23 protein-coding genes and 1 pseudogene are annotated in these 22,073 nt (G+C 72.7%); 7 read left to right on the forward strand and 17 right to left on the reverse strand.

The annotated features are described in order from the left end of the window. Window positions 1-10 precede the first annotated feature (10 nt). Window positions 11-1,303: a DUF58 domain-containing protein gene (locus tag ADJ73_RS16085; RefSeq protein ID WP_050349110.1), complete on the forward strand. Its 1,293-nt coding sequence runs from the start codon at window positions 11-13 to the stop codon at window positions 1,301-1,303. A gap of 319 nt (window positions 1,304-1,622) precedes the next feature. Here the strand turns inward: ADJ73_RS16085 and ADJ73_RS16090 are convergent, their stop codons facing one another. Continuing rightward, window positions 1,623-2,618, reverse strand: coding sequence for a stage II sporulation protein M (locus ADJ73_RS16090; RefSeq protein ID WP_050349111.1), 996 nt, complete (start codon window positions 2,616-2,618; stop codon window positions 1,623-1,625). A gap of 49 nt (window positions 2,619-2,667) precedes the next feature. Here ADJ73_RS16090 and ADJ73_RS16095 point away from each other — a divergent pair, with 49 nt between their 5' ends. Beyond that, window positions 2,668-3,489, forward strand: coding sequence for an RDD family protein (locus tag ADJ73_RS16095; RefSeq protein ID WP_050349112.1), 822 nt, complete (start codon window positions 2,668-2,670; stop codon window positions 3,487-3,489). 65 nt (window positions 3,490-3,554) lie between these two features. On the opposite strand, the gene ADJ73_RS16100 is transcribed toward ADJ73_RS16095, so the two are convergent. Beyond that, a complete protein-coding gene (locus tag ADJ73_RS16100) occupies window positions 3,555-4,706 on the reverse strand; it encodes an adenosine deaminase (protein ID WP_172669740.1) in 1,152 nt (383 codons plus the stop codon). Between the two features lie 156 nt (window positions 4,707-4,862). On the opposite strand from ADJ73_RS16100, the gene ADJ73_RS16105 reads away from it, so the two are divergent. Then, entirely contained in the window at window positions 4,863-5,093 is a 231-nt protein-coding gene (locus ADJ73_RS16105; protein WP_050349113.1) for a hypothetical protein, read from the forward strand. Between the two features lie 2 nt (window positions 5,094-5,095). On the opposite strand, the gene ADJ73_RS16110 is transcribed toward ADJ73_RS16105, so the two are convergent. The 7 genes from ADJ73_RS16110 to ADJ73_RS16135 all read right to left on the reverse strand — a co-directional run bounded on the left by ADJ73_RS16110 (window position 5,096) and on the right by ADJ73_RS16135 (window position 10,926). Next, complete coding sequence (locus ADJ73_RS16110) at window positions 5,096-5,452, reverse strand: cupin domain-containing protein (protein ID WP_050349114.1); 357 nt, start codon at window positions 5,450-5,452, stop codon at window positions 5,096-5,098. A gap of 70 nt (window positions 5,453-5,522) precedes the next feature. Continuing rightward, window positions 5,523-5,696: a hypothetical protein gene (locus tag ADJ73_RS17095; RefSeq protein ID WP_156188271.1), complete on the reverse strand. Its 174-nt coding sequence runs from the start codon at window positions 5,694-5,696 to the stop codon at window positions 5,523-5,525. Then, window positions 5,693-6,196 (reverse strand): GNAT family N-acetyltransferase, encoded by a 504-nt coding sequence (locus ADJ73_RS16115; protein WP_050349115.1) that lies wholly within the window; start codon window positions 6,194-6,196, stop codon window positions 5,693-5,695. The genes ADJ73_RS17095 and ADJ73_RS16115 overlap by 4 nt, the downstream gene beginning before the upstream one ends. Before the next feature lie 56 nt (window positions 6,197-6,252). After that, complete coding sequence (locus ADJ73_RS16120; protein WP_050349116.1) at window positions 6,253-7,398, reverse strand: MalY/PatB family protein; 1,146 nt, start codon at window positions 7,396-7,398, stop codon at window positions 6,253-6,255. A 107-nt stretch (window positions 7,399-7,505) separates the two neighbouring features. Beyond that, window positions 7,506-8,789 carry a thymidine phosphorylase gene (locus tag ADJ73_RS16125; RefSeq protein ID WP_050349117.1) on the reverse strand — a complete coding sequence of 428 codons (1,284 nt, stop codon included), beginning with the start codon at window positions 8,787-8,789 and terminating at the stop codon, window positions 7,506-7,508. 9 nt (window positions 8,790-8,798) lie between these two features. Then, complete coding sequence (locus ADJ73_RS16130; RefSeq protein WP_050349118.1) at window positions 8,799-10,007, reverse strand: benzoate/H(+) symporter BenE family transporter; 1,209 nt, start codon at window positions 10,005-10,007, stop codon at window positions 8,799-8,801. Between the two features lie 169 nt (window positions 10,008-10,176). Continuing rightward, entirely contained in the window at window positions 10,177-10,926 is a 750-nt protein-coding gene (locus tag ADJ73_RS16135) for a DinB family protein (RefSeq protein ID WP_050349119.1), read from the reverse strand. A 12-nt stretch (window positions 10,927-10,938) separates the two neighbouring features. On the opposite strand from ADJ73_RS16135, the gene ADJ73_RS16140 reads away from it, so the two are divergent. Beyond that, window positions 10,939-11,460, forward strand: a complete 522-nt coding sequence (locus ADJ73_RS16140; RefSeq protein ID WP_050349120.1) for a hypothetical protein — start codon at window positions 10,939-10,941, stop codon at window positions 11,458-11,460. Then, entirely contained in the window at window positions 11,457-11,768 is a 312-nt protein-coding gene (locus ADJ73_RS16145; RefSeq protein ID WP_050349121.1) for a winged helix-turn-helix domain-containing protein, read from the forward strand. Before ADJ73_RS16140 ends, ADJ73_RS16145 begins: the two co-directional genes overlap by 4 nt. Window positions 11,769-11,829: 61 nt before the next feature. On the opposite strand, the gene ADJ73_RS16150 is transcribed toward ADJ73_RS16145, so the two are convergent. Then, complete coding sequence (locus tag ADJ73_RS16150; protein WP_050349122.1) at window positions 11,830-13,143, reverse strand: MFS transporter; 1,314 nt, start codon at window positions 13,141-13,143, stop codon at window positions 11,830-11,832. Between the two features lie 65 nt (window positions 13,144-13,208). Between ADJ73_RS16150 and ADJ73_RS17675 the strand changes: the two are divergent. Continuing rightward, window positions 13,209-13,397 (forward strand): annotated as a pseudogene (locus ADJ73_RS17675) (DUF4921 family protein); the annotation flags it as partial. Between the two features lie 82 nt (window positions 13,398-13,479). Continuing rightward, the gene (locus tag ADJ73_RS16155) at window positions 13,480-14,517 is read left to right on the forward strand and encodes a DUF4921 family protein (protein ID WP_253272616.1); all 1,038 of its coding nucleotides are present in this window, start codon (window positions 13,480-13,482) and stop codon (window positions 14,515-14,517) included. Between the two features lie 89 nt (window positions 14,518-14,606). On the opposite strand, the gene ADJ73_RS16160 is transcribed toward ADJ73_RS16155, so the two are convergent. From ADJ73_RS16160 to ADJ73_RS16190, 7 genes are all read right to left on the reverse strand, one after another. Beyond that, complete coding sequence (locus tag ADJ73_RS16160) at window positions 14,607-15,269, reverse strand: hypothetical protein (protein WP_050349123.1); 663 nt, start codon at window positions 15,267-15,269, stop codon at window positions 14,607-14,609. 145 nt (window positions 15,270-15,414) lie between these two features. After that, window positions 15,415-16,221 (reverse strand): nucleoside phosphorylase, encoded by an 807-nt coding sequence (locus ADJ73_RS16165; RefSeq protein ID WP_216593655.1) that lies wholly within the window; start codon window positions 16,219-16,221, stop codon window positions 15,415-15,417. After that, window positions 16,208-16,651, reverse strand: a complete 444-nt coding sequence (locus tag ADJ73_RS16170; protein WP_050349124.1) for a cytidine deaminase — start codon at window positions 16,649-16,651, stop codon at window positions 16,208-16,210. The genes ADJ73_RS16165 and ADJ73_RS16170 overlap by 14 nt, the downstream gene beginning before the upstream one ends. A 5-nt stretch (window positions 16,652-16,656) precedes the next feature. Next, window positions 16,657-17,937 (reverse strand): ABC transporter permease, encoded by a 1,281-nt coding sequence (locus ADJ73_RS16175; RefSeq protein WP_050349125.1) that lies wholly within the window; start codon window positions 17,935-17,937, stop codon window positions 16,657-16,659. Then, window positions 17,934-19,058 carry an ABC transporter permease gene (locus ADJ73_RS16180; RefSeq protein WP_050349126.1) on the reverse strand — a complete coding sequence of 375 codons (1,125 nt, stop codon included), beginning with the start codon at window positions 19,056-19,058 and terminating at the stop codon, window positions 17,934-17,936. The genes ADJ73_RS16175 and ADJ73_RS16180 overlap by 4 nt, the downstream gene beginning before the upstream one ends. Then, window positions 19,055-20,713, reverse strand: coding sequence for an ABC transporter ATP-binding protein (locus ADJ73_RS16185; RefSeq protein WP_253272617.1), 1,659 nt, complete (start codon window positions 20,711-20,713; stop codon window positions 19,055-19,057). Before ADJ73_RS16185 ends, ADJ73_RS16180 begins: the two co-directional genes overlap by 4 nt. Before the next feature lie 252 nt (window positions 20,714-20,965). Next, the gene (locus ADJ73_RS16190) at window positions 20,966-22,015 is read right to left on the reverse strand and encodes a BMP family lipoprotein (protein ID WP_050349128.1); all 1,050 of its coding nucleotides are present in this window, start codon (window positions 22,013-22,015) and stop codon (window positions 20,966-20,968) included. Between the last annotated feature and the right edge of the window lie 58 nt (window positions 22,016-22,073).

Below are 22,073 nucleotides of genomic sequence, written 5' to 3' on the forward strand. Positions count from 1 at the left end.
CCCGCGCCCGATGATCCTCACCGGCCGCGCCGTGGTGCTCGCCCTGCTGGGCGTGGTGCCGGTGCTGCTGCGCCCCGAGCCGCTCACGGCCACGCTGTGGCTGGTGCTCGTGGTGGTCGTGTGCGTGGTCGACGCGCTGCTCGCCGCGTCCCCGCGACGGCTCGTGCTCACCCGCGACCACGTCGGGACCATCCGCGCCGAGGCGACGACCACGACGCGGCTGCAGGTGCACAACCCCTCGCGCCGCACGGCTCGCGGTGTGCTGCGGGACGCCTGGCAGCCGTCGGCCCGGACCAGCGGCGAGCGGCACCGGATCTCGGTCGCCCCTGGAGCATCGGTGCAGGTCGAGACCTCGCTGACGCCGGTGCGGCGCGGGGACCGGCATACGGACCTCGTCACGGTCCGCACCCTCGGCCCGCTGCGGCTGGCCGGGCGCCAGGCGTCGGTGGACGTGCCGGGGACGGTGCGGGTGCTGCCGCCCTTCCACTCGCGGCGGCACCTGCCGAGCCGGCTCGCGCGGCTGCGGCAGATCGACGGTCGGTCCGCGGTGCGGGTGCGGGGGCAGGGGACGGAGTTCGACTCCCTGCGCGAGTACGTCGAGGGCGACGACGTCCGCTCGATCGACTGGCGCGCCTCGGCGCGGCGCAGCGAGCTGGTCGTGCGGACCTGGCGGCCCGAGCGCGACCGCCGCGTCACCCTCGTCGTCGACACCTCGCGCCTCTCGGCGGGGCGGGTCGACGACACGACCCGCCTGGACGCCGCCATCGAGGCGTCGTTGCTGCTCACGGCCCTGGCCGCGCACGCAGGCGACCACGTCGACCTCGTCGCGGGCGACCGCGTCGTGCGGACCCAGCTGGCGGCGGTGGCCCGCCCCGAGATGCTCGCCGCGATGTCCGACGCCCTCGCGACCGTGCAGCCCGCCATCGTCGAGGCCGACTGGCAGGCGCTGGCCGCCGCGGTGGCCCGGCAGGCCCGCCGCCCGTCGCTCGTGGTGCTCCTCACGCCCCTCGAGCCCGCCGCCGTCGCCGAGTCCCTGCTGCCGGTGCTGCCGCAGCTGACCCGGCGGCAGCGCGTGTGCATCGCCTCGTGCGCCGACCCCGAGCTGGACCGTATGGCGACCGCCCGCCGCACCACCGACGACGCCTACCGCGCGGCTGCGGCCGAACGCACGCGGACCCTGCGGGCCCGGACCGCCGACGCGCTGGCCGGGCTGGGCGTGACGGTGGTGGACGCGCCGCCGGACGCCCTGGCGCCGGCCCTGGCCGACCACTACCTCACGCTCAAGTCCCGCGGCCTCCTCTGACCCCCCGCCGGCAGAGGCATCGACCGGCCTTCGTTCCCCAGGCTGATGCACCTACCGCCGGCGAGTCCTGGGCCCGGCGCCTCGCTGACACGGCCCGTATGGCGCCCGACGCACCACCCTGCCCCGCGCCATTGGTCACCAACGACGTTGTGGATCGTTCATCACGCCCTGGAAAGCGTGATTGGTCACCAATGACGTCTTGGATCGTTCATCACGGCCCGGAAAACGTGATTGGTGACCAATCGCGCCGGGGAGGGGACGGGGGCGGGACGCCGGGGCTGGCGCAGGACGCCGGGACGGGGTGGGGCCGGAGGGCGGGTCAGAGGGTCGCGACGGCCTCGTCCTCGCGGTCCGCGGCGTCCACGTCACCCGTCACGCCACGCCGGGCCGCCCGTCGCCCCACCACGAAGATGTACGCGAAGAACGCCGCCTCGGCCAGCACCCCGATCGCGATCCGCGCCCAGGTCGGCAGCCCCGACGGCGTCACGAACGCCTCGAGGATCCCCGACACGAGCAGCACCACCACCAGGCCCATCGCCACCCCGACGGTGGTGCGGCCGGCGGCGGCGAGGGACGCCATACGGGTCCTGGGTCCCGGCTCGACCCACGACCAGAAGAGCCGCAGCCCCACCCCCGCCGCCACGAACACCGCCGTCAGCTCGAGCAGCCCGTGCGGCAGGATCAGACCGAAGAACAACGCGCCCCGCCCGTGACGCACCATGAGCGCGCCGATGACGCCGACGCTGACGACGTTCTGCAGCAGGACGTAGACCACGGGGACGCCGAGCACACCCATCGCGATGCACTGGGCGGCGATCCAGGCGTTGTTGGTCCACACGCGCGCCGCGAAGCTCGTGGCCGCGTGCTCGGAGTAGTAGTGCTCGAAGTCCGTGTTGACGTACCTCGCGACCTCGGCGGGGCTCATCAGGGAGTTCTCCAGCGTGGGGTTCTGGTAGAACCACCACCCGGCCCCCAGCGCCACGAGCAGGCTCACCATCGTCGTCGTCAGCCACCACCAGCGCAGGTGGTACAGCGTCGCGGGGAAGGTCTCGCCGAAGAAGCGCGCGATGTCCCGCGCCGAGCCGGTCCGGGTCCCCGAGGCCCGTCGTCGAGCGCGCGCCAGCACCCCCGAGAGCCATTGCACGACAGCGGGATCGGGCGCGCTCGTGCGCACGACGGCGAGGTGCGTGCCGACCCGCTGGTAGAGGTCGAGCAGGCGGTCGGCCTCCTCCGCGGAGAGCCGCGACCGACGCGTCAGCGCGTCGAGCTCGTCCCACTCCCCCCGGTGGGCCGCGACGTAGGCGTCCAGGTCCACGACGCCACCCTAGCCGCCCCCGCCGGGCCCGCCCGCTAGGCTGCCGGTCATGCAGCCGCCCAGGTCAGCGCGCCCCACCATCGGCGTGGGCGAGGACGACCTCGTCACCGGTGACGCCGTGGCGCTGCGGGTGCCCGCCGCGGGCCCGGGGCTGCGTGTGCTGTCCGGCGCGATCGACGTCGCGGTGGGTGGCCTACTGCTCCTGGGGCTGTCGATGGCGTTCGGCGGGGTGCGGGGCGGCCTCGACGAGGCGGCCGGAGCGGCGCTGGTCCTCACCACCGTCGTCACGGTCCTCGTGATCCTCCCCGCCGCCGTCGAGACCCTTACGCGCGGCCGGTCGCTGGGCCGGCTCGCCACCGGCACGTGCATCGTGCGCGACGACGGCGGGCCGGTCGCGTTCCGGCAGTGCCTGACGCGGGCGCTGGTCGGGGTGCTGGAGATCTGGGGCACGAGCGGCGCGGTCGCGTTCTGCGCCGTGGTGCTCACCGCGCGTGGCAAGAGGCTCGGTGATCTCGCGGCAGGCACGTATGCCGTCCGCGACCGCCTCCGCCTGCAGCTGCCTCCCCCGGTGCCGCCCGTCCCCGAGCTCGCCGCCTGGGCCGCGGGCGCCGACATCGCGCCGCTGTCCGACACGGTGGCGCTGGCCACCCGGCAGTTCCTGCACCGCCGCGAAGGGCTCGAGCCCGGGCCTCGCGCCCGCATCGCCGCGGAGCTGGCGGCCACCGTGGCGCAGCAGGTCATGCCGCAGCCACCGCCGGGCACGCACCCCGAGGCGCTGCTGCAGGCGGTCGTCGCCGAGCGGGGCCGCCGCGACGCGCAGCGGCTCTCCCGCGACGCCGCCACCCGGCACCGGGTCCTGCCCCACGTCTGAGCCACGTCTGAGCCGGGTCTCGGGACACCGGCCGGGCATGCCGGGGGGACCGGCATACGGCCTGGTCAGACCAGCTGGGCGTATGCCGGCTTGATCACCTCGTCGATGAGCGCGAGCCGCTCGTCGAAGTGGAGGAAGGACGACTTCATCGCGTTGATCGTCGCCCACCGCAGGTCCGAGACGGTCCAGCCCGCGTCGCGGACCAGCAGCGTCATCTCCTTGCCCATGCTGGTGTCGCTCATCAGCCGGTTGTCGGTGTTGATCGTCACCCGGAACCTCAGGTCCTTGAGCAGCGTGATCGGGTGCAGCGCGATGCTGGCCGACGCGCCGGTCTGGACGTTGCTGCTGGGGCACATCTCGAGCGGCACGCGCTTGTCGCGCACGTAGGCCGCGAGCAGCCCGAGCTGCACCTGGTCGACCGCGGGGAGCCGGTCGTGCATGGCCATCCACTCGGGGACGGGGGTGCCGTCGACGGTGATGTCGTCGACGATGCGCACGCCGTGCCCGAGCCGGTCGGCGCCGCACCAGGTCAGCGCCTCCTGGATCGACGGCAGCCCGAAGGCCTCGCCGGCGTGGATGGTGAAGTGGGCGTTCTCCCGGGCGAGGTACTGGAAGGCGTCGAGGTGCCGGGTGGGCGGGTAGCCCGCCTCGGCCCCCGCGATGTCGAAGCCGCTGACCTCCTGGTCGCGGAAGGCCACGGCGAGCTCGGCGATCTCGCGGCTCATCGCGGCGTGACGCATCGCGGTCAGCAGCGCGGTGACGCGGATCTGGCGCCCCTCCTCGCGGGCCAGCGCCTCACCCTCCCGGAAGCCCTCGTTGACGGCCTCGACGACCTCCTCGAGGGTCAGGTCCCGCTCGAGGTGCAGCTCTGGGGCATAACGGATCTCGGCGTAGACCACGCCGTCGCGCGCCAGGTCCAGCACCTCCTCGCAGGCCACCCGGCGCAGCGCCTCGGGCGTCTGCATGACCCCGACCGTGTGCTCGAAGGTCTCGAGGTATCTGACGAGCGAACCGCTGTCCGCGCTCTCCCGGAACCACCGCGCGAGGCCGGCGGCGTCGTCTGCGGGCAGTCCGGCATACCCCGTCTCGTGGGCGAGCTCGAGCACCGTCGCCGGCCGCAGCCCACCGTCCAGGTGCTCGTGCAGCAGCACCTTGGGGGCCTGCGCCACCACAGGGTCGATGTCGTATGCCGAGGGGCTGCTGTCTTGACTGGTCACCCTCCCGACCCTACCGGGGGTAGAGGGATCGACCGGCCGTCGTTCAGCAGGCTGATTCTGCTACCCCCGGCGGGTCCTGGCCTTCGCCCTGGGCCGGACCCCAAATCAGCCTGAAGGGGGGTGACACTCCGACGACGGGTGCGATGGGATCGAGGCATGGACATGAACAAGGTCGACGCCACGACCCCCGCCACCGAGTTCAGCTGGATCCGCGCCTGCGTCTACGGCGCGATCATGATGGTCGCCTGGGTCGTGATCACGCTGCTGATCCGGATGCTGACCTCCTGGGAGGACAGGGTCACGACCCCGGGGATCGGCTTCGGCATCGCGATGGGCATCGCCTTCGAGTACATCCGGCGGGGCGACGCCCGCAAGAAGCAGCGCTGACGTCAGCCCTCGTCGCGGTGCACGCCCTCCGGGGTGAAGGCCGGAGTGCAGACCGCCAGGTATGTCGCCCCCTCCGGGCCCACCCGATAGCGGATCCGCTCGCCGGCGCGCGTCACGACGCTCTGACCTGCGAGGACGCTGGTGGGGCCACCGTCGTGGTCGACGATGACCTCACCGCCCAGCACCACCGTGACCTCGTCGAAGTCCGGCGTCTGGTAGGGCTCGGACCAGCCCGCGGGCGCCTCCATGCGAGCGACCGAGATCGTCCGATCGCGGGTGGACGCGGCGCCGACGTGCTCGTCGATGATCTTGCCGCCGGGGACGGGGATGCGGACGGGATCGGTGATCAGCTCGGGCATGCAGCGAGCCTACCCAGCAGGCCGGGCGCCGGCGCTTGACGCAATGTCTGTAGCCGCCGGCAGCCCGAGGTCAGCGCTTGGGCTTGCGGGCGTTCATCGCGAGGACGACCACGCCCGTCAGCACGAAGACCAGGGCCGGCAACCCGATCCTCACCGGTTGCCACACGCTCATGATCGCCAGCGGCACCAGCACGATCAGGCAGATCAGCACCGCCAGCACCTTGCCGGTCGTCCGGTCGCTCATGGGGTCTCCTTGTCGCGGTGGAGGCCGTGCCAGCGGTCCGCGGTGATGGCGAACCGTCGGTAGCGGGAGGGGATCCCGCAGTAGACATGATCCTCTCCCCTGCCCGTCTCGCTCATCCCGAGGCCCTGGAGGATGCGCACGGACGCGGGGTTGGCGTCGACCGCCTCGGCCCAGGCCTCGAGGAGGCCCAGTCCCTGGAAGGCGTGGTCGAGACCGGCCCGGGCGACCGCCCCACCGAGCCCTTGACCCCACCGCTCACGGCCACCGACCAAGTAACCAAGCTCGCGCCGACCCACGTCGCTGCCGTGGAGGTCGACGTAGCCCACCAGGGTCCCGTGCGCGTCGGCGCCCAACCTGATCAGGTCCGCGCCCCAGCCGTCGACAATCCTGGTGCGCCACCGCTCCTCGTGCTGGTCGACCGTGAGCTCCCCTCTCCACTCGGCCGCCTCGCAGAACTCCCGGTCCGCGCCCCACGACGCCAGGACAGTGGCGTCGGACACGACCAACGGTCGCAGCCTGACGTCATGACGGTCGTTGGCGGGCGGCATACGGCTGGTCAGGAGACGGCTGAGCCGAGGCGACGAAGGCCCTCGGCGATGACCTCGGGGCCGGTGCCGACGTTGAGACGGATGTGGTCGGCCCACGCCGCGCCGAACTCGCGGCCGATCCCCACGGCCAGGCGCGCGTCCGCCAGCAGCCGCGCCGCCGGGTCCTGGCCCAGGCCGAGGCCGCTCGCGTCGATCCAGGACAGGAAGGTCGCCTGCGCCGGCACCGCGATCCGCGCCCCGGCGGGCAGGCCGTCGCGCACCTGCTGGTGGTGGGCGGCGAGGTCGGTCACCAGCGCGTCGAGCCACGGGTCGCCTTGCAGGTAGGCGGCCTCCGACGCCAGGTAGCCGAGCTGCCCTGCGTGCCAGGGCGTTTCGTAGGGAAGCCCGCGAGTCATCCTGTCCCGCATGGCGTCCGACGCCGAGACGATCAGGGCCGCCTTGAGGCCGGCGAGGTTCCAGGCCTTGGAGGCCGCGTGCACCGCGACCCCGTGCGCGCGGGCCGCGTCCGAGACGGTGAGGTATGGCGTGAACGTGTGGCCCGGCAGCGTCAGCGGGGCGTGGATCTCGTCGCTCAGCACGACCGCGTCGTAACCGGACACGAGATCGGCCAGCGCCGTGAGGGACTCGCGGGTGTGCACCCAGCCGACGGGGTTGTGCGGGTTGCACAGCAGCACGGCCTTGGCGCCCGCCCGCAGCTCGCGCTCGATGCCCTCGAGGTCCAGCGCGTAGCACGAGTCGGACTGCAGCAGCGGGACTTCCACGGTACGCATGCCCGTCTCGCCACCCCAGCGGAAGAACGGCGGGTAGACCGGCGGCATGATGACGAAGGTGTCCCCCGGCGACAGCAGCGCCGAGATCGCGGCCATCATCCCCACCGACACGTCGGCGCACAGCGTCACCTGGTCGGCGTCCACGCCCCAGGACCACCGTCGCCCCGCGAAGCCCGCGAACGCCTCCTGCAGCCCCCGCCCGAAGCTCGGGTAGCCCGTGTCACCCAGCGCCACAGCGTGATTCAGCGCCTCGGCGACGGGCGACGCCAGCAGGCAGTCCATCTCGGCGACCGGCATCGGCAGGACGTCGCGGTCGTAGAGGGTCCACTTGGCGCTGCGCCGCGCCCGCAGGTGCGGCAGGTCCAGCCACTCGACGTGGGTCATCTGTTCTCCTCCATCGCTCCGCGATTGGTGACCAATCGTGGAAATCGGGGTGGTTTGAACGGTCCAAATCTCGATTGGTGACCAATCGCGGCGGAAGGGGGCGGGCGTCAGGCGATCCGTTCCATCACGACGTCTGGGCGCTCGGGCTGCCCCTCCCCGATCGACCACGCACCCTCGAGGGAGGCCACGGCCCGCTCGAACCGCTCGGGGGTGTCCGTGTGCAACGTCAGCAGCGGCTGCCCCTGCGTCACGGGATCGCCGGGCTTGGCGTGGATCTCGACGCCCGCGCCCGCCTGGACCGGGTCCTCCTTGCGGGCGCGTCCGGCGCCGAGACGCCAGGCGGCGACGCCCACGGCATACGCGTCGAGGGACTGCAGCACCCCGCTCTCGGGCGCCGTGATGACGTGCTGCTCTGTGGCCGTGGGCAGCTCGGCGTCCGGGTCGCCACCCTGGGCGGCGATCATGCGGCGCCATACGTCCATCGCGCGGCCATCGGCCAGCGCGTCGGCGGGGTCGACATCGGATCGACCTGCGGCAGCGAGCATCTCGCGCGCCAGCGCGATCGTCAGCTCGACGACATCGGCGGGACCGCCACCGGCGAGCACCTCGACGGACTCCCGCACCTCCAGCGCGTTGCCGGCCGTGAGACCGAGCGGCGTCGACATGTCGGTGAGCAGCGCGACCGTGGTGACGCCGGCGTCCGTCCCGAGATCGACCATGGTGCGGGCGAGCTCGCGGGCGTCGTCCACGGTCTTCATGAAGGCGCCGGACCCGACCTTGACGTCGAGGACCAGCGCGCCGGTGCCCTCGGCAATCTTCTTGGACATGATCGAGCTGGCGATGAGCGGGATGGCCTCGACGGTGCCGGTGACGTCGCGCAGGGCGTAGAGCTTCTTGTCGGCGGGGGCGAGGCCCGAGCCGGCAGCGCAGATCACGGCGCCGACGTCCTCGAGCTGGCGCAGCATGGCGTCGTTGGACAACCCGGCCTGCCAGCCGCGGACGGACTCCAGCTTGTCGAGCGTCCCCCCGGTGTGACCGAGCCCGCGCCCTGACAGCTGCGGCACCGCCACCCCGCAGGCCGCCACCAGGGGCGCCAGCGGGAGGGTGATCTTGTCCCCCACCCCGCCGGTCGAGTGCTTGTCGGCGGTGGGGCGGCTCAGCGTGGAGAAGTCCATCCGCTCCCCGCTCGCGATCATCGCGGAGGTCCAGCGCGAGATCTCCTCGCGGGTCATGCCGTTGAGCAGGATCGCCATGGCCAGGGCCGACATCTGCTCGTCGGCCACCGCCCCCCGCGTGTAGGCGTCGATCACCCAGTCGATCTGGCTGTCGGTCAGGACCTGCTGGTCGCGCTTGGCGCGGATGACCTCGACGGCGTCGTGCTGCTCACTCATGCCCAGACCCTACCGGGGGCGCGGGCGGAGGATGGCATAGGCCACCACCCCGGCCACCAGCCCCCAGAAGGCCGACACGACCCCCAGCGCCTGCACCCCCGAGGCCGTGACCGCGAGGGTGATCAGGACGGCCTCGGTGACGCTGCGGTGGTGGTCACCCTCGTGCATGGTGTCGTAGATGGAGGCCTGCAGCGGCGACAGCAGCGCCACCCCGGCGAGCGCCGTCAGCATCCCCGCCGGGATCGCCGAGAACAACGACACGATCGTCGTCGCCGCGAACCCACCGAGCACGTAGAACACCCCGCACGCCATCCCCGCGACGTAGCGGCGATCGCGATCCGGGTGCGACTCCTCCGACGTGGCGATGGCCGCCGTCACGGCCGCCATGTTGAGCGCGTGCGAGCCGAAGGGCGCCGCCGCCACCGAGGCGACCCCGCTGACGCCGAGCAGCAGGCGGTCGTCGGCGTCATACCCGCTGTTGTGCATGACGATCAGACCGGGGGCGTTCTGCCCCACCGCCGTCACGATGAGCAGCGGCAGCGCGATCCCGAGGATCGCCTCCCAGGACCACGTCGGGGTCGTCCACGTCGGCGTCGTCAGCGCGAGACGCACCGCCATCGCCTGCGTCTGCCCCGTCACGACCGCGAGCACGCCCCCGACCGCGAGCGCCAGGAAGACGGCGTACCGCGGCTGCCAGCGCCGCCCCATGAGATAGCCGAGCACCAGGCCGCCCGCCACGATCGGCTGCCCCGCCACCGCCGCCGCCACCTTGAGTGCGAACGGGAACAGCACGCCCGCCAGCACCGCCGCCGTGATCGGGCGCGGGACCAGCTGGAGCAGCCGCCCGATCAGCCCGGTCGCCCCGAGGACCACGGACGCCACCCCGCACACGACATAGGCCCCCACCGCGTCCGAGAACCGGTAGACGCCGAGCGACGTGATGAGCAGCGCCGCGCCGGGGATCGACCAGGCCACCATGACCGGCTGCTTCGTCACCCAGGACATGACGAGGCACACCAGCCCCGAGCCCACCGAGATCGCCCACACCCAGGAGGGGGTGAGCTGCGGCGACAGCCCACCCGCCCGTGCTGCCTCGAGCACGACGAGCAGCGGGCCGGCATACGAGATCGCGACGGCGATGAAGCCGGCGACCACGGCGGAGGCACTGGCGTCGCGTCGCAGGTCGGGGCGAGCGGGGGTGGTGGCTGCTGTGCTCACGCGGGCCTCTCGTCGGGGGGCACCGGGACGGACCGCCCGGCGATGGCCGCCGCCACGCTAGCCCGTGGGCCGCCCCCTCGCCCCGGGGATCTGCCTAGGACTGGGCCAGAGGTATGGCGCCCCCGCGCCCTCCCCTGCGACGGAACGGTTCGGGATCGCTATGGCGACCTCACGCTCCCCGCTGTCGGGCCGAGTCGATGGCGTCGAGGTCGCGCACGGCGTAGCGGTGGTGCTCCCACTCCTCCGTGAGAATGACCTGCAGGCAGGACAGCACGGTCTCGGGGTGCTGCGGGGCCCACGGGTTCTGGCGAGGGGCAGCGAGCGCGGCCTCGTCGACGCCGGCCACGAAGTCCCGCACCATGGCGACCCGGTCGGCGCGGACCGCGAGCACCTCGGCATACGTAGGGGTCTCGGTGGCGAAGACGGACATGTCGTAGCCGTCGAGCTCGTACTCGTCGTTCGGCTGACCGAGGGGGTGGTAGGGCTGCTCGACCTGCAGGATCGCCCGCCCGAGCCACGTGTCGGTGGCCATCACCAGGTGCCGCAGCGTCTGCGCGAAGGACCACTCGCCGCCCACCGACTCGTCGACGGTGCCGGGTGGCATCGCAGCGACCCGCTCCAGGGTCGCCGCCCACGCGCTCTCGACGGCGGCCCACGCCGAGCGCAGCCCCTCCGGGTCGTCAGCACGTCGCAACGCCCGCCCGGGGAAGAGGCGGTCGAGCTCGGCGTCGACATACGGTGCGACGTCGATCCCGTTGACCAGCAAGGCATCTCCGTTACCCAGCAGCCAGGGCGCGTCGATCTCCATGCCAGCGACGTCGACGGCCCGCATCACCGCGCCGCTCAGGTCGACCTCCACGAACCGCGCACCTCTCAGACTCGTACGCACGAACTCCATCGGCTGCGGCTCATCGTCCATGGATCCACCCTCGTGGAGGACGGTCCCGACGACAACCCTCCCGCCCTTGTTGACGAATCGTTTAGTGGTTGTCAGTATGGCTACATGTCAACGAAACAGCATCCTCCCGTTCGGTTCACCAGGGCTGCTGCCGAGGCCGCGAGCGCACACCCGCAGGGCGTCTCGCGCACAGAGGGGTGGTATCTCGTCGGGACCGCCGCCCTCTTCGGCGCCTGCCACGCGCTCCTCTACCAGACGCACGGGATGGCGTGGGGAGGCATCATCCGCTTCGCCGCCCTCTTCCTCACCATCGCCGGGGTTACCTGGCTGCTGCGCGCCACGCATGCCCACCGCCAGGTGCATCCGCGAGGGCACCGGGCGGCCATGGTCGCAGCCCTCTCCTGGATGCTCGCGGTGGTCCTGGTCGCCGGCTGGGCCTGGATCGTCCCGGCCGCGGGGCACGACGTCGGATGGGCCTGGACCTCGCTCGTCGCGCTCACCGGCGTGCTGCCGCTGGCTCTGGTCGGACTCCGACTGGTCCGGGCGTTCCGGTGAGCCTCGCGCACGCCCGACAGTCGCTGGACGACGTCATCCACTCCCCCGTGCGGCTCACGGTCATGTGTGCACTGGCCAGCGTGGACTCGGCCGACTACCAGACGCTCAAGGACGCCCTCGACGTGAGCTATGCGTTGCTGTCCAAGCACGCGGCGATCCTCGAGGACGCGGGCTATCTCGTCTCCGAGAAGGTCTTTCGCGGCAAGACACCCCAGACGCACTTCCGGATCACGCGGGCAGGACGTGCAGCACTGGCGGCCCACCTCGAAGCGCTCGACGAGATCGTCAAGGGGCTCGCCGCGTCCTGACCGATGGGCGCTTCCTCGCGCCGCGACGCGGGCGTCGCCAGACCCGCCGGGGGTAGGAGCATCAGCCTGGGGAAGGACGGCCGGTCGATGCTTGCGCCGGCGGTAGGTCGGTGCGGTAGCGGGCGAAGGAGGGCACCAGCGCCGACGCCGCGAGCACCAGCACGACCACGAGCACGCCACCGGCCAGCGTCGCCCAGGCCGCCCCCACCAGCCCCGCCGCGTAGCCGTGCACCACGTCCGCGATGCGTGGCCCGCCGGCCACCACCACGATGAAGATCCCCTGCAACCGCCCCCGCACCTCCGGCGAGGCCGCGGACTGCAGCATCGCCTGCCGGAACGCCGCCGACACCATGTCCGCGGCCCCCGCGGCGGCGAGCGCGACCGCCGCCAGCCAGATCCACGGGTGCAGCCGACCGCCCGCCGGCAGCACCGCGGCGCCGGTGAGCGCGACTCCCACGCCCCACGCGACGATGCACAGCACCACCGCCCGCCCGTGCCGCGTCACCCGCGACACCCACCCCGAGAAGACCCCGCCGAGCACGGCACCCGCCGGGATCGCGGCGAAGAGCACCGCGAAGGCCAGCCCTCCCCCGACCTCGCCGCCGAGGTCGACGTGCGCGATCTCGGGGAAGAGCGCCCGCGGCATCCCGAAGACCATGGCGATCAGGTCCACCACGAAGCTCATCATCAGCACGGGATGCCCTCCGAGATAACGGATCCCGTCGACGACCGAGCGCAGCCCGGGCGCGGACGACGGCGACCCCGGGTGCCTCTCGGCGGGCAGCGGCGGCAGGCGGCGGACGGCATACAGGGTGGCGAGCAGGCAGATCGCGTCGGCGAGGTAGAGCCACGAGAACCCGACGAGCGGGATCAGGGCCCCGGCCACGAGCGGCCCGGCGATCGCGCCGGCCATGAAGAGCGTCATGTTGAGCGCGTTGGCCGCCGGGAGCAGATCCATCGGCAGGATCGACGGCAGCACCGCGGTGCGCGTCGGTTGGTTGACCGCGAAGAACGCCTGCTGGATCGCGAAGAGCCCCAGCAGGATCCACACGTTGCCCCACCCCAGCGCCGCCTGCAGCCAGAAGCCCAGCGTCGTCACGATCAGCCCGACCGTCGTGATGGTCAGCAACCGCCGCTTGTCGACGTGGTCCGCGAGCGCCCCACCCCACAGCCCGAAGACGACGAGCGGCACCAGACCGAAGATCCCGGTCAACCCGACATAGGCCGACGAGCCCGTGTCGGCGTAGATCTGCGCCGGCACGGACACGATCGTCAGCTGGGCGCCGATGACGGTGATGATGTTGGCCGTCCACAGCCGCCGGAAGTCACCGTGCTGCAGCGGGCGGGTGTCGGCGACGACGGAGCGGAGGTTCACCGGGACAGCCTAGGTGCTCCGGCCCGCCCGTCCGACCGGCGCCGGTCAGGGGCAGGATGGGCCGTATGACGAGCGCCCGCCGCCCTGACGACCGCTACCTCGCGCGGCTGCGGGACGGGACGGTCAAGCAGCGCAACCCGTTCACGGGGACGCAGGTGTGGACGGTTCCGGGGCGGGGCAACCGACCGCTCGAGGCCCCGGTCCCGGCGGCGGCTCCCGTGGCCGGGGACGAGCGGGACCGGCTGTGCGCGTTCTGCCCGGAGCGCTACGCCGAGACGCCGCCGGAGAAGGCGCGGCTCGTGAGATCCCGCCGCAGACACGGCAGATCCCGGGTGGATGACGCTGACCGACCTGTCCCGCAACGAGCTCCACGACACGGTCGCCGAGTTCCGGCGCGTGCCCAACCTCTTCGAGATCCTCAGCTACGACTACTGGCGGCTCAACCACGGCGTCACGCTGTCGCCTGCGGCACGGGCCCGCCGGGACGCCTACCTCGCCGACCCGGCCGGTCGCGCCCACGTGCTCGCCGTCGCCCGCGCCAAGGCGCTCGCGAGCGGCACGTCCGCGCAGGAGTGGGAGCGGCTGGACGACGCGGCCCGGCTCGCGGGGACGGAGGCCTTCTTCGGTGGTGGGCACGACGTGATCGTCGCGCGCCGTCACCTGGTGGACGGCGCCACCGAGACCGGCGGGCTCGCCTCGTCGGGGACCCTGACTCCCGAGGAGCACCGCGCCTACGTGAGGTTCACGGTCGACGCGATGGCCGACCTCTACGCGGCCAACCCGCACGTGCGCTACGTCGCGGCGTTCCAGAACTGGCTGAAGGCCGCCGGTGCCTCCTTCGACCACCTGCACAAGCAGCTCGTCGCCGTCGACGAGCTCGGCACCCAGGCCGAGCAGGAGCAGGAGCGGCTGCGCCGCGACCCCACCCTGTATGCCGACGCCGGCCCCGCCCTCGCCGAGCGCGCCGGACTCGTGGTCGCCCGCACCGAGCACGCGGTCGCCTACGCGGGGTTCGGGCACCGCTACCCCACCCTCGAGGTGCACTCCCTGTCGCCGACGCGTGAGCCGTGGCGGCAGCAGCGGGCGGAGGTCGACGGGGTCGCCGACCTGCTCCACGCGATGCACGCCGCCACGGGGCCCCGCGTGCCGTGCAACGAGGAGTGGCACCACACCCCGACCGGCGTCGACCTGCCCCTGCCCTGGCGGATCGTGCTCAAGTGGCGGGTCTCCACGCTGGCGGGGTTCGAGGGCGGCACGAAGATCTACGTCAACACCATCGACCCGTGGTCTCTGCGCGAGCGGGTCGCCGGTCAGCTGCGGGCCCTCGCCGACGAGGGGCGGTTGGCGGACGGCATACGGCTCGGGGGCTCCTGAGTCCCTGAGCCCCCCGCCCCTTTCCCCTCACGACAACGTGGTCGGTTTGGGCGCCTGGGCGACCCAAACCGACCACGATCGGAGGAAGATCAGAAGTCGAAGTCGCCGAACCCGTCGAAGCCCCCGCCCAGGTCCCCGCCGATGTCGCCGAAGGCGTCGCCACCGGCGAAGTCCGCGCCGCCGTCCCCGAACCCGTCGAAGCCGTCGAAGATCGCCCCGGCCACCGCGGTCCCGACCACGACGCCGGCGATCGAGCCCAGCATGGAGCCCATGATCATGCCGCCCATGCCCATGCCGCCGCGGCCCCCGCCACCACCGGTGCCGCCGAACGTCCGCTCCATGAACCCTGGCTCGCGCAGCTCGGCGCGGGTGGCCGCGCGGGCCAGCGAGCGCGGGTCGTCGCCGGCCGGCTTCTCCCCAGACTGGGCGAGCCCGGCCAGCACCTGCTGACGCTGCTCGGGCGTCAGCTTCGCGAACGCCTCGGCGTGCGCCTCCTCGACCTTCTCCGGCGGGGCGGTGCGCAGCAGGTAGCGGTAGCGCTCGATGGCCTGCTGGTCCTCCGCCGACGGCGCCGGCTGCCCCGCCTGACCCGGCTGCAAGGGCTGGCCCTGCTGCCCCGGCTGCGCGGGCGTCCCCACCTGCTCGTAGCCGGCGGGCGCCGGGGCGTACTGCGGCTGCGGCGGCTGGTAGCCCTGCGGCTGCTGGTGGTCCTGCCGCGGCGTCCGGCCCAGCAGTCGGTCGAGGAATCCCATGGTCACTCCCGTATGTCGTCGGTCGTCCTGCCCGATGCAACGTGGGTCTGACCCACGGCGTTCCCGGTGCACCCCGTGCGACGCCCGGCGGGGGCGGCGAGGTTGTGCCCGGCCGCAGGGTCGGGAGGGAGCTGCCAGCCGACGCTCAGCCGGCTGCCAGCCTCGCGGCCGCGTCCATCGCGATCCAGAAGACCCGCTCGTGGGCGTCGCCGGCACCCACCCAACCCCGGTGGTCCCACTCCTCGCCGGCGAGGGAGTCGGCGCTGAAGAGGATCTGCCCCAGCTCGACGCCGCGATGGGCCGCCACCGCGAGGAGCGCGCTGGCCTCCATCTCCACGAGCACGCACCCGGCCTCGATGCGCCGCGCCACGGTGGACCGGGTCTCGCGATAGATCCCGTCCGTCGTCCAGGTGCGGCCGCGCTCGTGCGCCGCCCCCACCGCCTCCAGGGCAGCGACGCAGGCCCGTATGCCGCCGGCGCCCGCCTCGACCACCGACGTGGTCGCCCCGTAGTGGGCGCTCGTCCCCTCGTCCCGCAGCGCCGACGTGACCACGACCGGGTGGCCCATGACGAGCGACGGCACCAGCACCCCCGCGGACCCGACGGCCACGAACCGGCTGATCCCCCGCGCGATCGCCTCCTCGAGGAACATCACGGCCCGCGGGGCCCCGATCTCGGGGAAGAAGAAGGCGATCCGCCGGCCCGCCACCTCCCGGACGTAGCAGGGCTGGCCGCCGATGATCGAGGTGAAGCTGAACGCGACGTCGCTGCCCTCGCGCTCCCCCACCGCGCGCACGGTGTCGGGGAAGAAGCAGATCACGGCGGCGTCGGGGACCTCCCCCTCCGGCAGCGGCGGGTACATCGCGGCGGGCTCGAGCACGCCGGGCTCGGCCAGGTCCTCGGGCCGGTGCAGGGCGGTCACGTCACGGCCGGGCACGTCACGGCCGGGCACGGTCGAGGTCGTCGGCGCCGAAGGCCTGCGGCAGCACCTCGCTCATCGGCAGCACCCCGCGGGGCGTCGCCAGCAGGCAGGCAGCGCCGCCGTGCTCCCAGAGCAGCTGTCGGCACCGGCCGCACGGCATCAGCGGCGACCCGTCGGCGTCCACGCACGCGACCGCGACCAGCCGGCCGCCGCCGGAGGCGTGCAGCGCCGAGACCATGCCGCACTCGGCGCACAGGCCGACGCCGTAGGAGGCGTTCTCGACGTTGCAGCCCACCACGACGCGGCCGTCGTCGACCAGGCCGGCGACGCCGACCGGGAAGGACGAGTAGGGCGCGTAGGCGTGCCGCATCGCGGCCACCGCGGCCTCGCGCAGGCTCTCCCAGTCGACGGTCGGCCCGGACCCGGGTCCGGGCGCGCGCCCGGGCGCGGCGGACGGCATACGGCTCATCCCACCTCGCCCTTGCGATAGACCTGGCCGTCGGCCGCGGGCATCCGCAGCGTCTGCGAGGCCAGGCCCAGCACCATCAGGGTCGCGACGTAGGGCGCGGCCCCGGCGAGCTCGCCGGGCACCTGGTCGGTCGCGAGGAAGATCCACACGGCCAGCCCGCCGACGACGAGGGCCACGATGCCGCCGGTGAGGTTGCGGCGGACGATCTGCCAGCCGCCGAGGGCCACCAGCAGCACGCCGAGGACGAGGAGCATCCCGTGGACCGCCCCGCCGCGCAGCTGGACCGCGTCGAAGTAGCCGAAGAGCAGCGAGCCGGCGGCCAGCGGGCCGGGTCGCCAGTTGCCGAAGATCATGGCGGCCAGACCGATGTAGCCGCGGCCGCCGGTCTGCCCGTCGCGGAACATGTTGGCCGCCACGAGCGCGAGGTAGCCGCCGCCGAGCCCGGCGAAGCCCCCGGAGATCAGCACGGCCAGGAACTTGTAGAGGTAGACGTTGACGCCGAGGGACTCGGCGGACCAGGGGTTCTCGCCGCAGGAGCGCAGCCGCAGCCCGAAGGTGGTGCGCCACAGCACCCACCAGGACACGGCGACTAGCACCGCCGCGATCAGGGTCAGCACCGACAAGTTGGTGATGAAGGCGGCGAGCAGCCCGGCGACGTCGGAGACGAAGAAGATGTGCCTGGACTCGAGGGAGGTCAGCGCGGGCGAGAGCACGGGCACGGTGATGTCCGGCAGCGGTGGCAGCGGCGGCGACTGCGTCGCGCCACCGCCCTCGGTGCCGGTGAAGGTGCGGGCGGCGAGGTACTTCGCACCGCCCATGCCGATGAGGTTGACGGCGACGCCGGAGACGATGTGGTCGACGCCGAAGACGACGGTGGCCAGCGCGTGGATGGCACCTCCGACGACCCCGAGCAGGATCGCGCCGACGACACCGGCCCACGGCCCCCAGTGGTAGGCGAAGAACGCGGCGCCCCAGGTGCCGAGGATCATCATGCCCTCGAGGCCGATGTTGACGACGCCGGCCCGCTCGGACCACAGGCCGCCCAGACCGGCCATGCCGATCGGCACCGCGAGACCGAGGGCCGCGGCGAGCGCCCCGGAGGACGCGAGGTCGTTCTCCCCGGTCACGACCCGCATCACGGAGACGAAGAGCAGCGCCAGCAGGGCGACGCCGGCGAGCTGCAGCGGGGTGAGCCGACGCCGGCGCCGGGGCGCGCGGGAGCGGTCGGGTCCGGGGCCGGCCGAGTCGGTGCCCGGCGCGGTGGCGACGGTGCTCATGCGCTCGCTCCTTGCGTCGTCGGGGCGGTCGGTGTCGACTGCGCCGCGAGATCCCGCGCCACCTTGGCCTGCTCGAGTCGGACGTTGGTGCGCCGCACGATCTCGTAGGCGATGACGACGGCCAGCACGATCACGCCCTGGATGATGGCGACCAGCTGGTCGGAGACGCCCGCCTTGATCTGCAGCGCGTTGCCCTGCTGCTCCAGGTAGGACCAGAGCAGCGCGGCCAGGCCCATCCCGATCGGGTGGTTGCGGCCGAGCAGCGCGATGCCGATGCCGGCGAAGCCGATGCCCGGCTGGAAGTTGGTGCCGTAGGCGTGGTCCTGCCCGAAGAGCAGCGGCATGCCGATGAGGCCGGCCACCGCCCCCGACAGCAGCATCGTCGTGACGACCATGCGCCGGGCGTCGACCCCGCTGGCCACGGCGGCGGTCTCGGACAGGCCCGAGGCCCGCAGGTCGAAGCCGAACCGGGTCTTGCCGAGCACCAGCCAGTAGGCGACGCCGACGAGCAGCGCCACCACCAGCAGCCCGTAGACCTTGGTCGTGGTGCCGGGGACCAGCGCCAGCCCGGGCACCCACGAGTCCTGCGGCAGCGGCTTGGTGTTGGTGACGTTGCTGCCGGCGCCGGCGGACGTGTCGCGCGCCTTGGTCAGCAGGAAGGCGACGACGCTCGTCGCGATGGCGTTGAGCATGATCGAGGAGATGACCTCGGAGATGCCGCGCTTGACCTTGAGGTAGGCGGCGATCGACGCCCAGCCGGCTCCGACGAGCATCGCCACGACCAGGGTGGCGACGACGTTGGCCCAGCCGGGCAGGTAGCCCTGGGCCCCGAAGACCGCGGCAGCGAAGACCGCGATGCGGTACTGCCCCTCGGCGCCGATGTTGAAGAGGTTCATCCGGAAGCCGATGGCCAGCGCCACCGCGGCGAGGTAGTAGACGACCCCGCCGTTGATGATGCGGGCCAGCAGCCGGGGGCTCGGCTGACGCAGCAGCTCGGCCCACACGGCACCGACCGGGTCCTTGGCGACCAGCAGGATCAGCGAGGTCACGACGAAGGCGACCAGGACCGCGAGCAGCGGCGCCGCGAGCGCGAGCAGGAAGGCGCGGGGCGAGAACTTCATCGGGGGGACTCCTCGGTCCGCGGGCCACCGGTCGTGGAGGCCTCGGCCGTATGCCGGGTGGCGCCGGCGCTGGGCAGGGTGCTGTCCGGGGCGCCCGGCACGGCCTCGTGCGGGGCGCCGGTGCCGGGGGCGCCGCCCGCCAGCGGGTCCAGGTCGTCGCCGTGCAGGCTGACCTCGCTCAGGTCGCCGCCCATCATGGCGGCGCCCAGGGCCTTGAGGGTCAGGTCGGGCGGCAGCGGCTCGGACAGCGTCCCGGCCACGATGGCGCGGATCGAGTCGGACAGGCCGCGCAGCTCGTCGAGGTCGGCGGTGATGAGAAGCACCGCCATGCCGTCGCGCCGGGCGCGTTTGATGTGGTCCCAGATCGCGGCCTGCGCGCCCACGTCGACGCCGCGGGTGGGGTGCGCGGCCAGCAGCAGCCGCGGCTCGTGGGCCATCTCGCGGCCGATGATGAGCTTCTGCTGGTTGCCGCCGGACAGCGCGCCCGCGGTCACGTGGATGGAGGGGGTGCGGACGTCGTAGTCGCCGACGATCCGTTCCGTGTCGGCCTTGGCCCCCCGCGCGTTGACGAACGGGCCGGCGGTGTTGGGCGGCTGGGTCTGGTGCCCGAGGATGCGGTTCTCCCACAGCGGCGCCTCGAGCAGCAGGCCGTAGCGGTGCCGGTCGGCGGGGACGTAGCCCACGCCCGCCTCGCGGATGCGCCGGGTGTGCCAGTCGGTGATGTCCTCCCCGCCGAGGTAGACCCGCCCCGAGGAGGGGTCGCGCATCCCCATGATGACCTCGACCAGCTCGTCCTGGCCGTTGCCCTCCACCCCGGCGATCCCGAGGATCTCTCCGGCGTGCACGCTCAGCGTGATGTCGTCGAGGACGTCGCGCCCTCCGGGGCGGGCGAGCCGGACGTGCTCGAGTCGCAGCACCACGCGGTCGGTGACGGTGGAGTCCTCGGTCTGCGGGCTCGGCATCTCGCGGCCGACCATGAGCTCGCTGAGCTCCTGCTTGGTGACGGTGCGGGGGTCGGCGGTCCCGACCGTGGTGCCGCGACGGATGACGGTGATGTCGTCGGCGACCTGGCGGATCTCGTCGAGCTTGTGGGAGATGAAGATGATGGTCAGGCCCTCGGCGGTGAGGGTCCGCAGGTTGTCGAAGAGCTCGGCGACCTCTTGGGGCACGAGCACGGCGGTGGGCTCGTCCAGGATGAGGATGCGGGCGCCGCGGTAGAGGACCTTGAGGATCTCCACGCGCTGCTGGTGCCCCACGCCGAGGTCCCCCACCCGGGCGTCGGGGTCGATGCCGAGGCCGTACTCCCTCGAGATGCGGCGGATCTCCTCGCGCGCCCCGTCGCCGATGCCGTGGAGCTTCTCGGCGCCGAGGACGACGTTCTCGGTGACGGTGAGGTTGTCCGCGAGCTTGAAGTGCTGGAAGACCATCCCGACGCCGGCGGCGATCGCGTCGCTCGGGCTGTGGAAGGTGACCTCGCGGCCGTCGATCTCGATGGTCCCCTCGTCGGCGCGCTGCACGCCGTAGAGGATCTTCATCAGGGTCGACTTGCCGGCGCCGTTCTCCCCCACCAGCGCATGGATGGTGCCCTTGGGGACCGAGAAGGTGATGTCCTTGTTGGCCACCACGCCGGGAAACCTCTTGGTGATGCCGCGCACCGCGACGGCCGGTGGCGCGTCCTGGTGCGTGGCGGTGGCTGGAGTACTGATGGTCCACGCTCCTTGCTCGGCTGCCCTGCCTGCTGCAGCTGTCCGGGTCACCCTACCGTCGGGTCGGCGCCGCGTCCGGGCGGCCCCGCGGATGCGTGCGGCCCGGCCCCTGCCCCGAGGGGGCGGTGGCCGGGCCGCGCGGCATACGCGCTGGTCGGTATGCCGGGAGCCGCGGGGCCACCGCGCTCCCGGCCACCGGGATCACTTGCTGGGGACGACGATCTTGCCGGAGATGATGTCGGCCTTGACCTTGTCGAGCTCGGCCTTGAGGTCGTCGATCTTGCCGCCGGTGGTGGCGAGCTCGACACCGTTGGACTTGAGGTCGAAGACGGCCTCGCCGGACTTGATCTTGCCGTCCTTGGCCTGCTTGACGAACTCCAGGACGCCCACGTCGACGCGCTTGACGACGGAGGTGATGATGGAGGCGCGCACGTCGGGCTGCGCGGTCTTGGCCTGGTCGGAGTCGACACCGATGGCCATGGCGTTCTTGGCCTTGACGGCGGTGAAGACGCCCGAGCCGGAGCCGCCCGCGGCGTGGTAGATCACGTCGGCGCCGGCGGACAGCATGCCCTCGGCGGCGGTCTTGCCGGCGGCCGGGTCGGCGAAGCCGGTGAAGTTGGGCGGCTGGGTGAGGTACTTGACCTGGGTCTTGATGTTGGGGTTCGTGGCCTTGGCGCCCGCAAGGAAGCCCGCCTCGAACTTCTTGATGAGGTCCGTCTGCACACCGCCGACGAAGCCGATGCTGCCGGTCTTGGACTTCTTCGCGGCGACGACGCCGGCGAGGTAGGAGCCCTCCTGCTCGGAGAACACGATGTTCTGGATGTTGGGGCCCTTGGCGTCGGTGGAGTCCACGATCGCGAACTTCGCCTCGGGGTTGTCCGCAGCGACCTTCTTGACGGCCGGGGCGTAGGCGAAGCCGACGGCGACGACGTTGGTGTAGCCGGCCTCGACGAGCTGCTGGAGCCGCTCCTCGCGGGCGGACTCGGGCTCGCCGGCGGTCGCGACGGACTCCTTGGTCTCGACGCCCAGCTCGGACTTGGCCTGGTCCAGGCCCCGGGCGGCCGCGTCGTTGAAGGACTGGTCACCGCGGCCACCCACGTCGTAGGCCATGCCGACCTTGGCGGCCTTGCCGCCGCCGGCGCCGCCGGAGGAGCCACCGGACGAGCCGGACTCGGAGTTGGGGCTGCCACAGGCAGCGAGGGCGAGAGAGGCGGCCGCCAGAGCGGTCGCGGCCTTGACGGTGCGGCTCAAGGGAGTACTCCTTTGTAGTGCGGGATGGGACAACCCTAGGACCCACCTCGTCGATGTC

The sequence above is a fragment of the Arsenicicoccus sp. oral taxon 190 genome, from assembly GCF_001189535.1.
Lineage (GTDB): Bacteria > Actinomycetota > Actinomycetes > Actinomycetales > Dermatophilaceae > Arsenicicoccus.

Coding starts and splice junctions, on each gene's coding strand:
- ADJ73_RS16085 (WP_050349110.1), top strand. CDS start 11: ATGATCCTCACCGGCCGCGCCGTGGTGCTCGCCCTGCTGGGCGTGGTG.
- ADJ73_RS16095 (WP_050349112.1), top strand. CDS start 2,668: ATGCAGCCGCCCAGGTCAGCGCGCCCCACCATCGGCGTGGGCGAGGAC.
- ADJ73_RS16105 (WP_050349113.1), top strand. CDS start 4,863: ATGGACATGAACAAGGTCGACGCCACGACCCCCGCCACCGAGTTCAGC.
- ADJ73_RS16110 (WP_050349114.1), bottom strand. CDS start 5,452: ATGCCCGAGCTGATCACCGATCCCGTCCGCATCCCCGTCCCCGGCGGC.
- ADJ73_RS17095 (WP_156188271.1), bottom strand. CDS start 5,696: ATGAGCGACCGGACGACCGGCAAGGTGCTGGCGGTGCTGATCTGCCTG.
- ADJ73_RS16120 (WP_050349116.1), bottom strand. CDS start 7,398: ATGACCCACGTCGAGTGGCTGGACCTGCCGCACCTGCGGGCGCGGCGC.
- ADJ73_RS16125 (WP_050349117.1), bottom strand. CDS start 8,789: ATGAGTGAGCAGCACGACGCCGTCGAGGTCATCCGCGCCAAGCGCGAC.
- ADJ73_RS16135 (WP_050349119.1), bottom strand. CDS start 10,926: ATGGACGATGAGCCGCAGCCGATGGAGTTCGTGCGTACGAGTCTGAGA.
- ADJ73_RS16155 (WP_253272616.1), top strand. CDS start 13,480: ATGACGCTGACCGACCTGTCCCGCAACGAGCTCCACGACACGGTCGCC.
- ADJ73_RS16160 (WP_050349123.1), bottom strand. CDS start 15,269: ATGGGATTCCTCGACCGACTGCTGGGCCGGACGCCGCGGCAGGACCAC.
- ADJ73_RS16170 (WP_050349124.1), bottom strand. CDS start 16,651: ATGCCGTCCGCCGCGCCCGGGCGCGCGCCCGGACCCGGGTCCGGGCCG.
- ADJ73_RS16175 (WP_050349125.1), bottom strand. CDS start 17,937: ATGAGCACCGTCGCCACCGCGCCGGGCACCGACTCGGCCGGCCCCGGA.
- ADJ73_RS16180 (WP_050349126.1), bottom strand. CDS start 19,058: ATGAAGTTCTCGCCCCGCGCCTTCCTGCTCGCGCTCGCGGCGCCGCTG.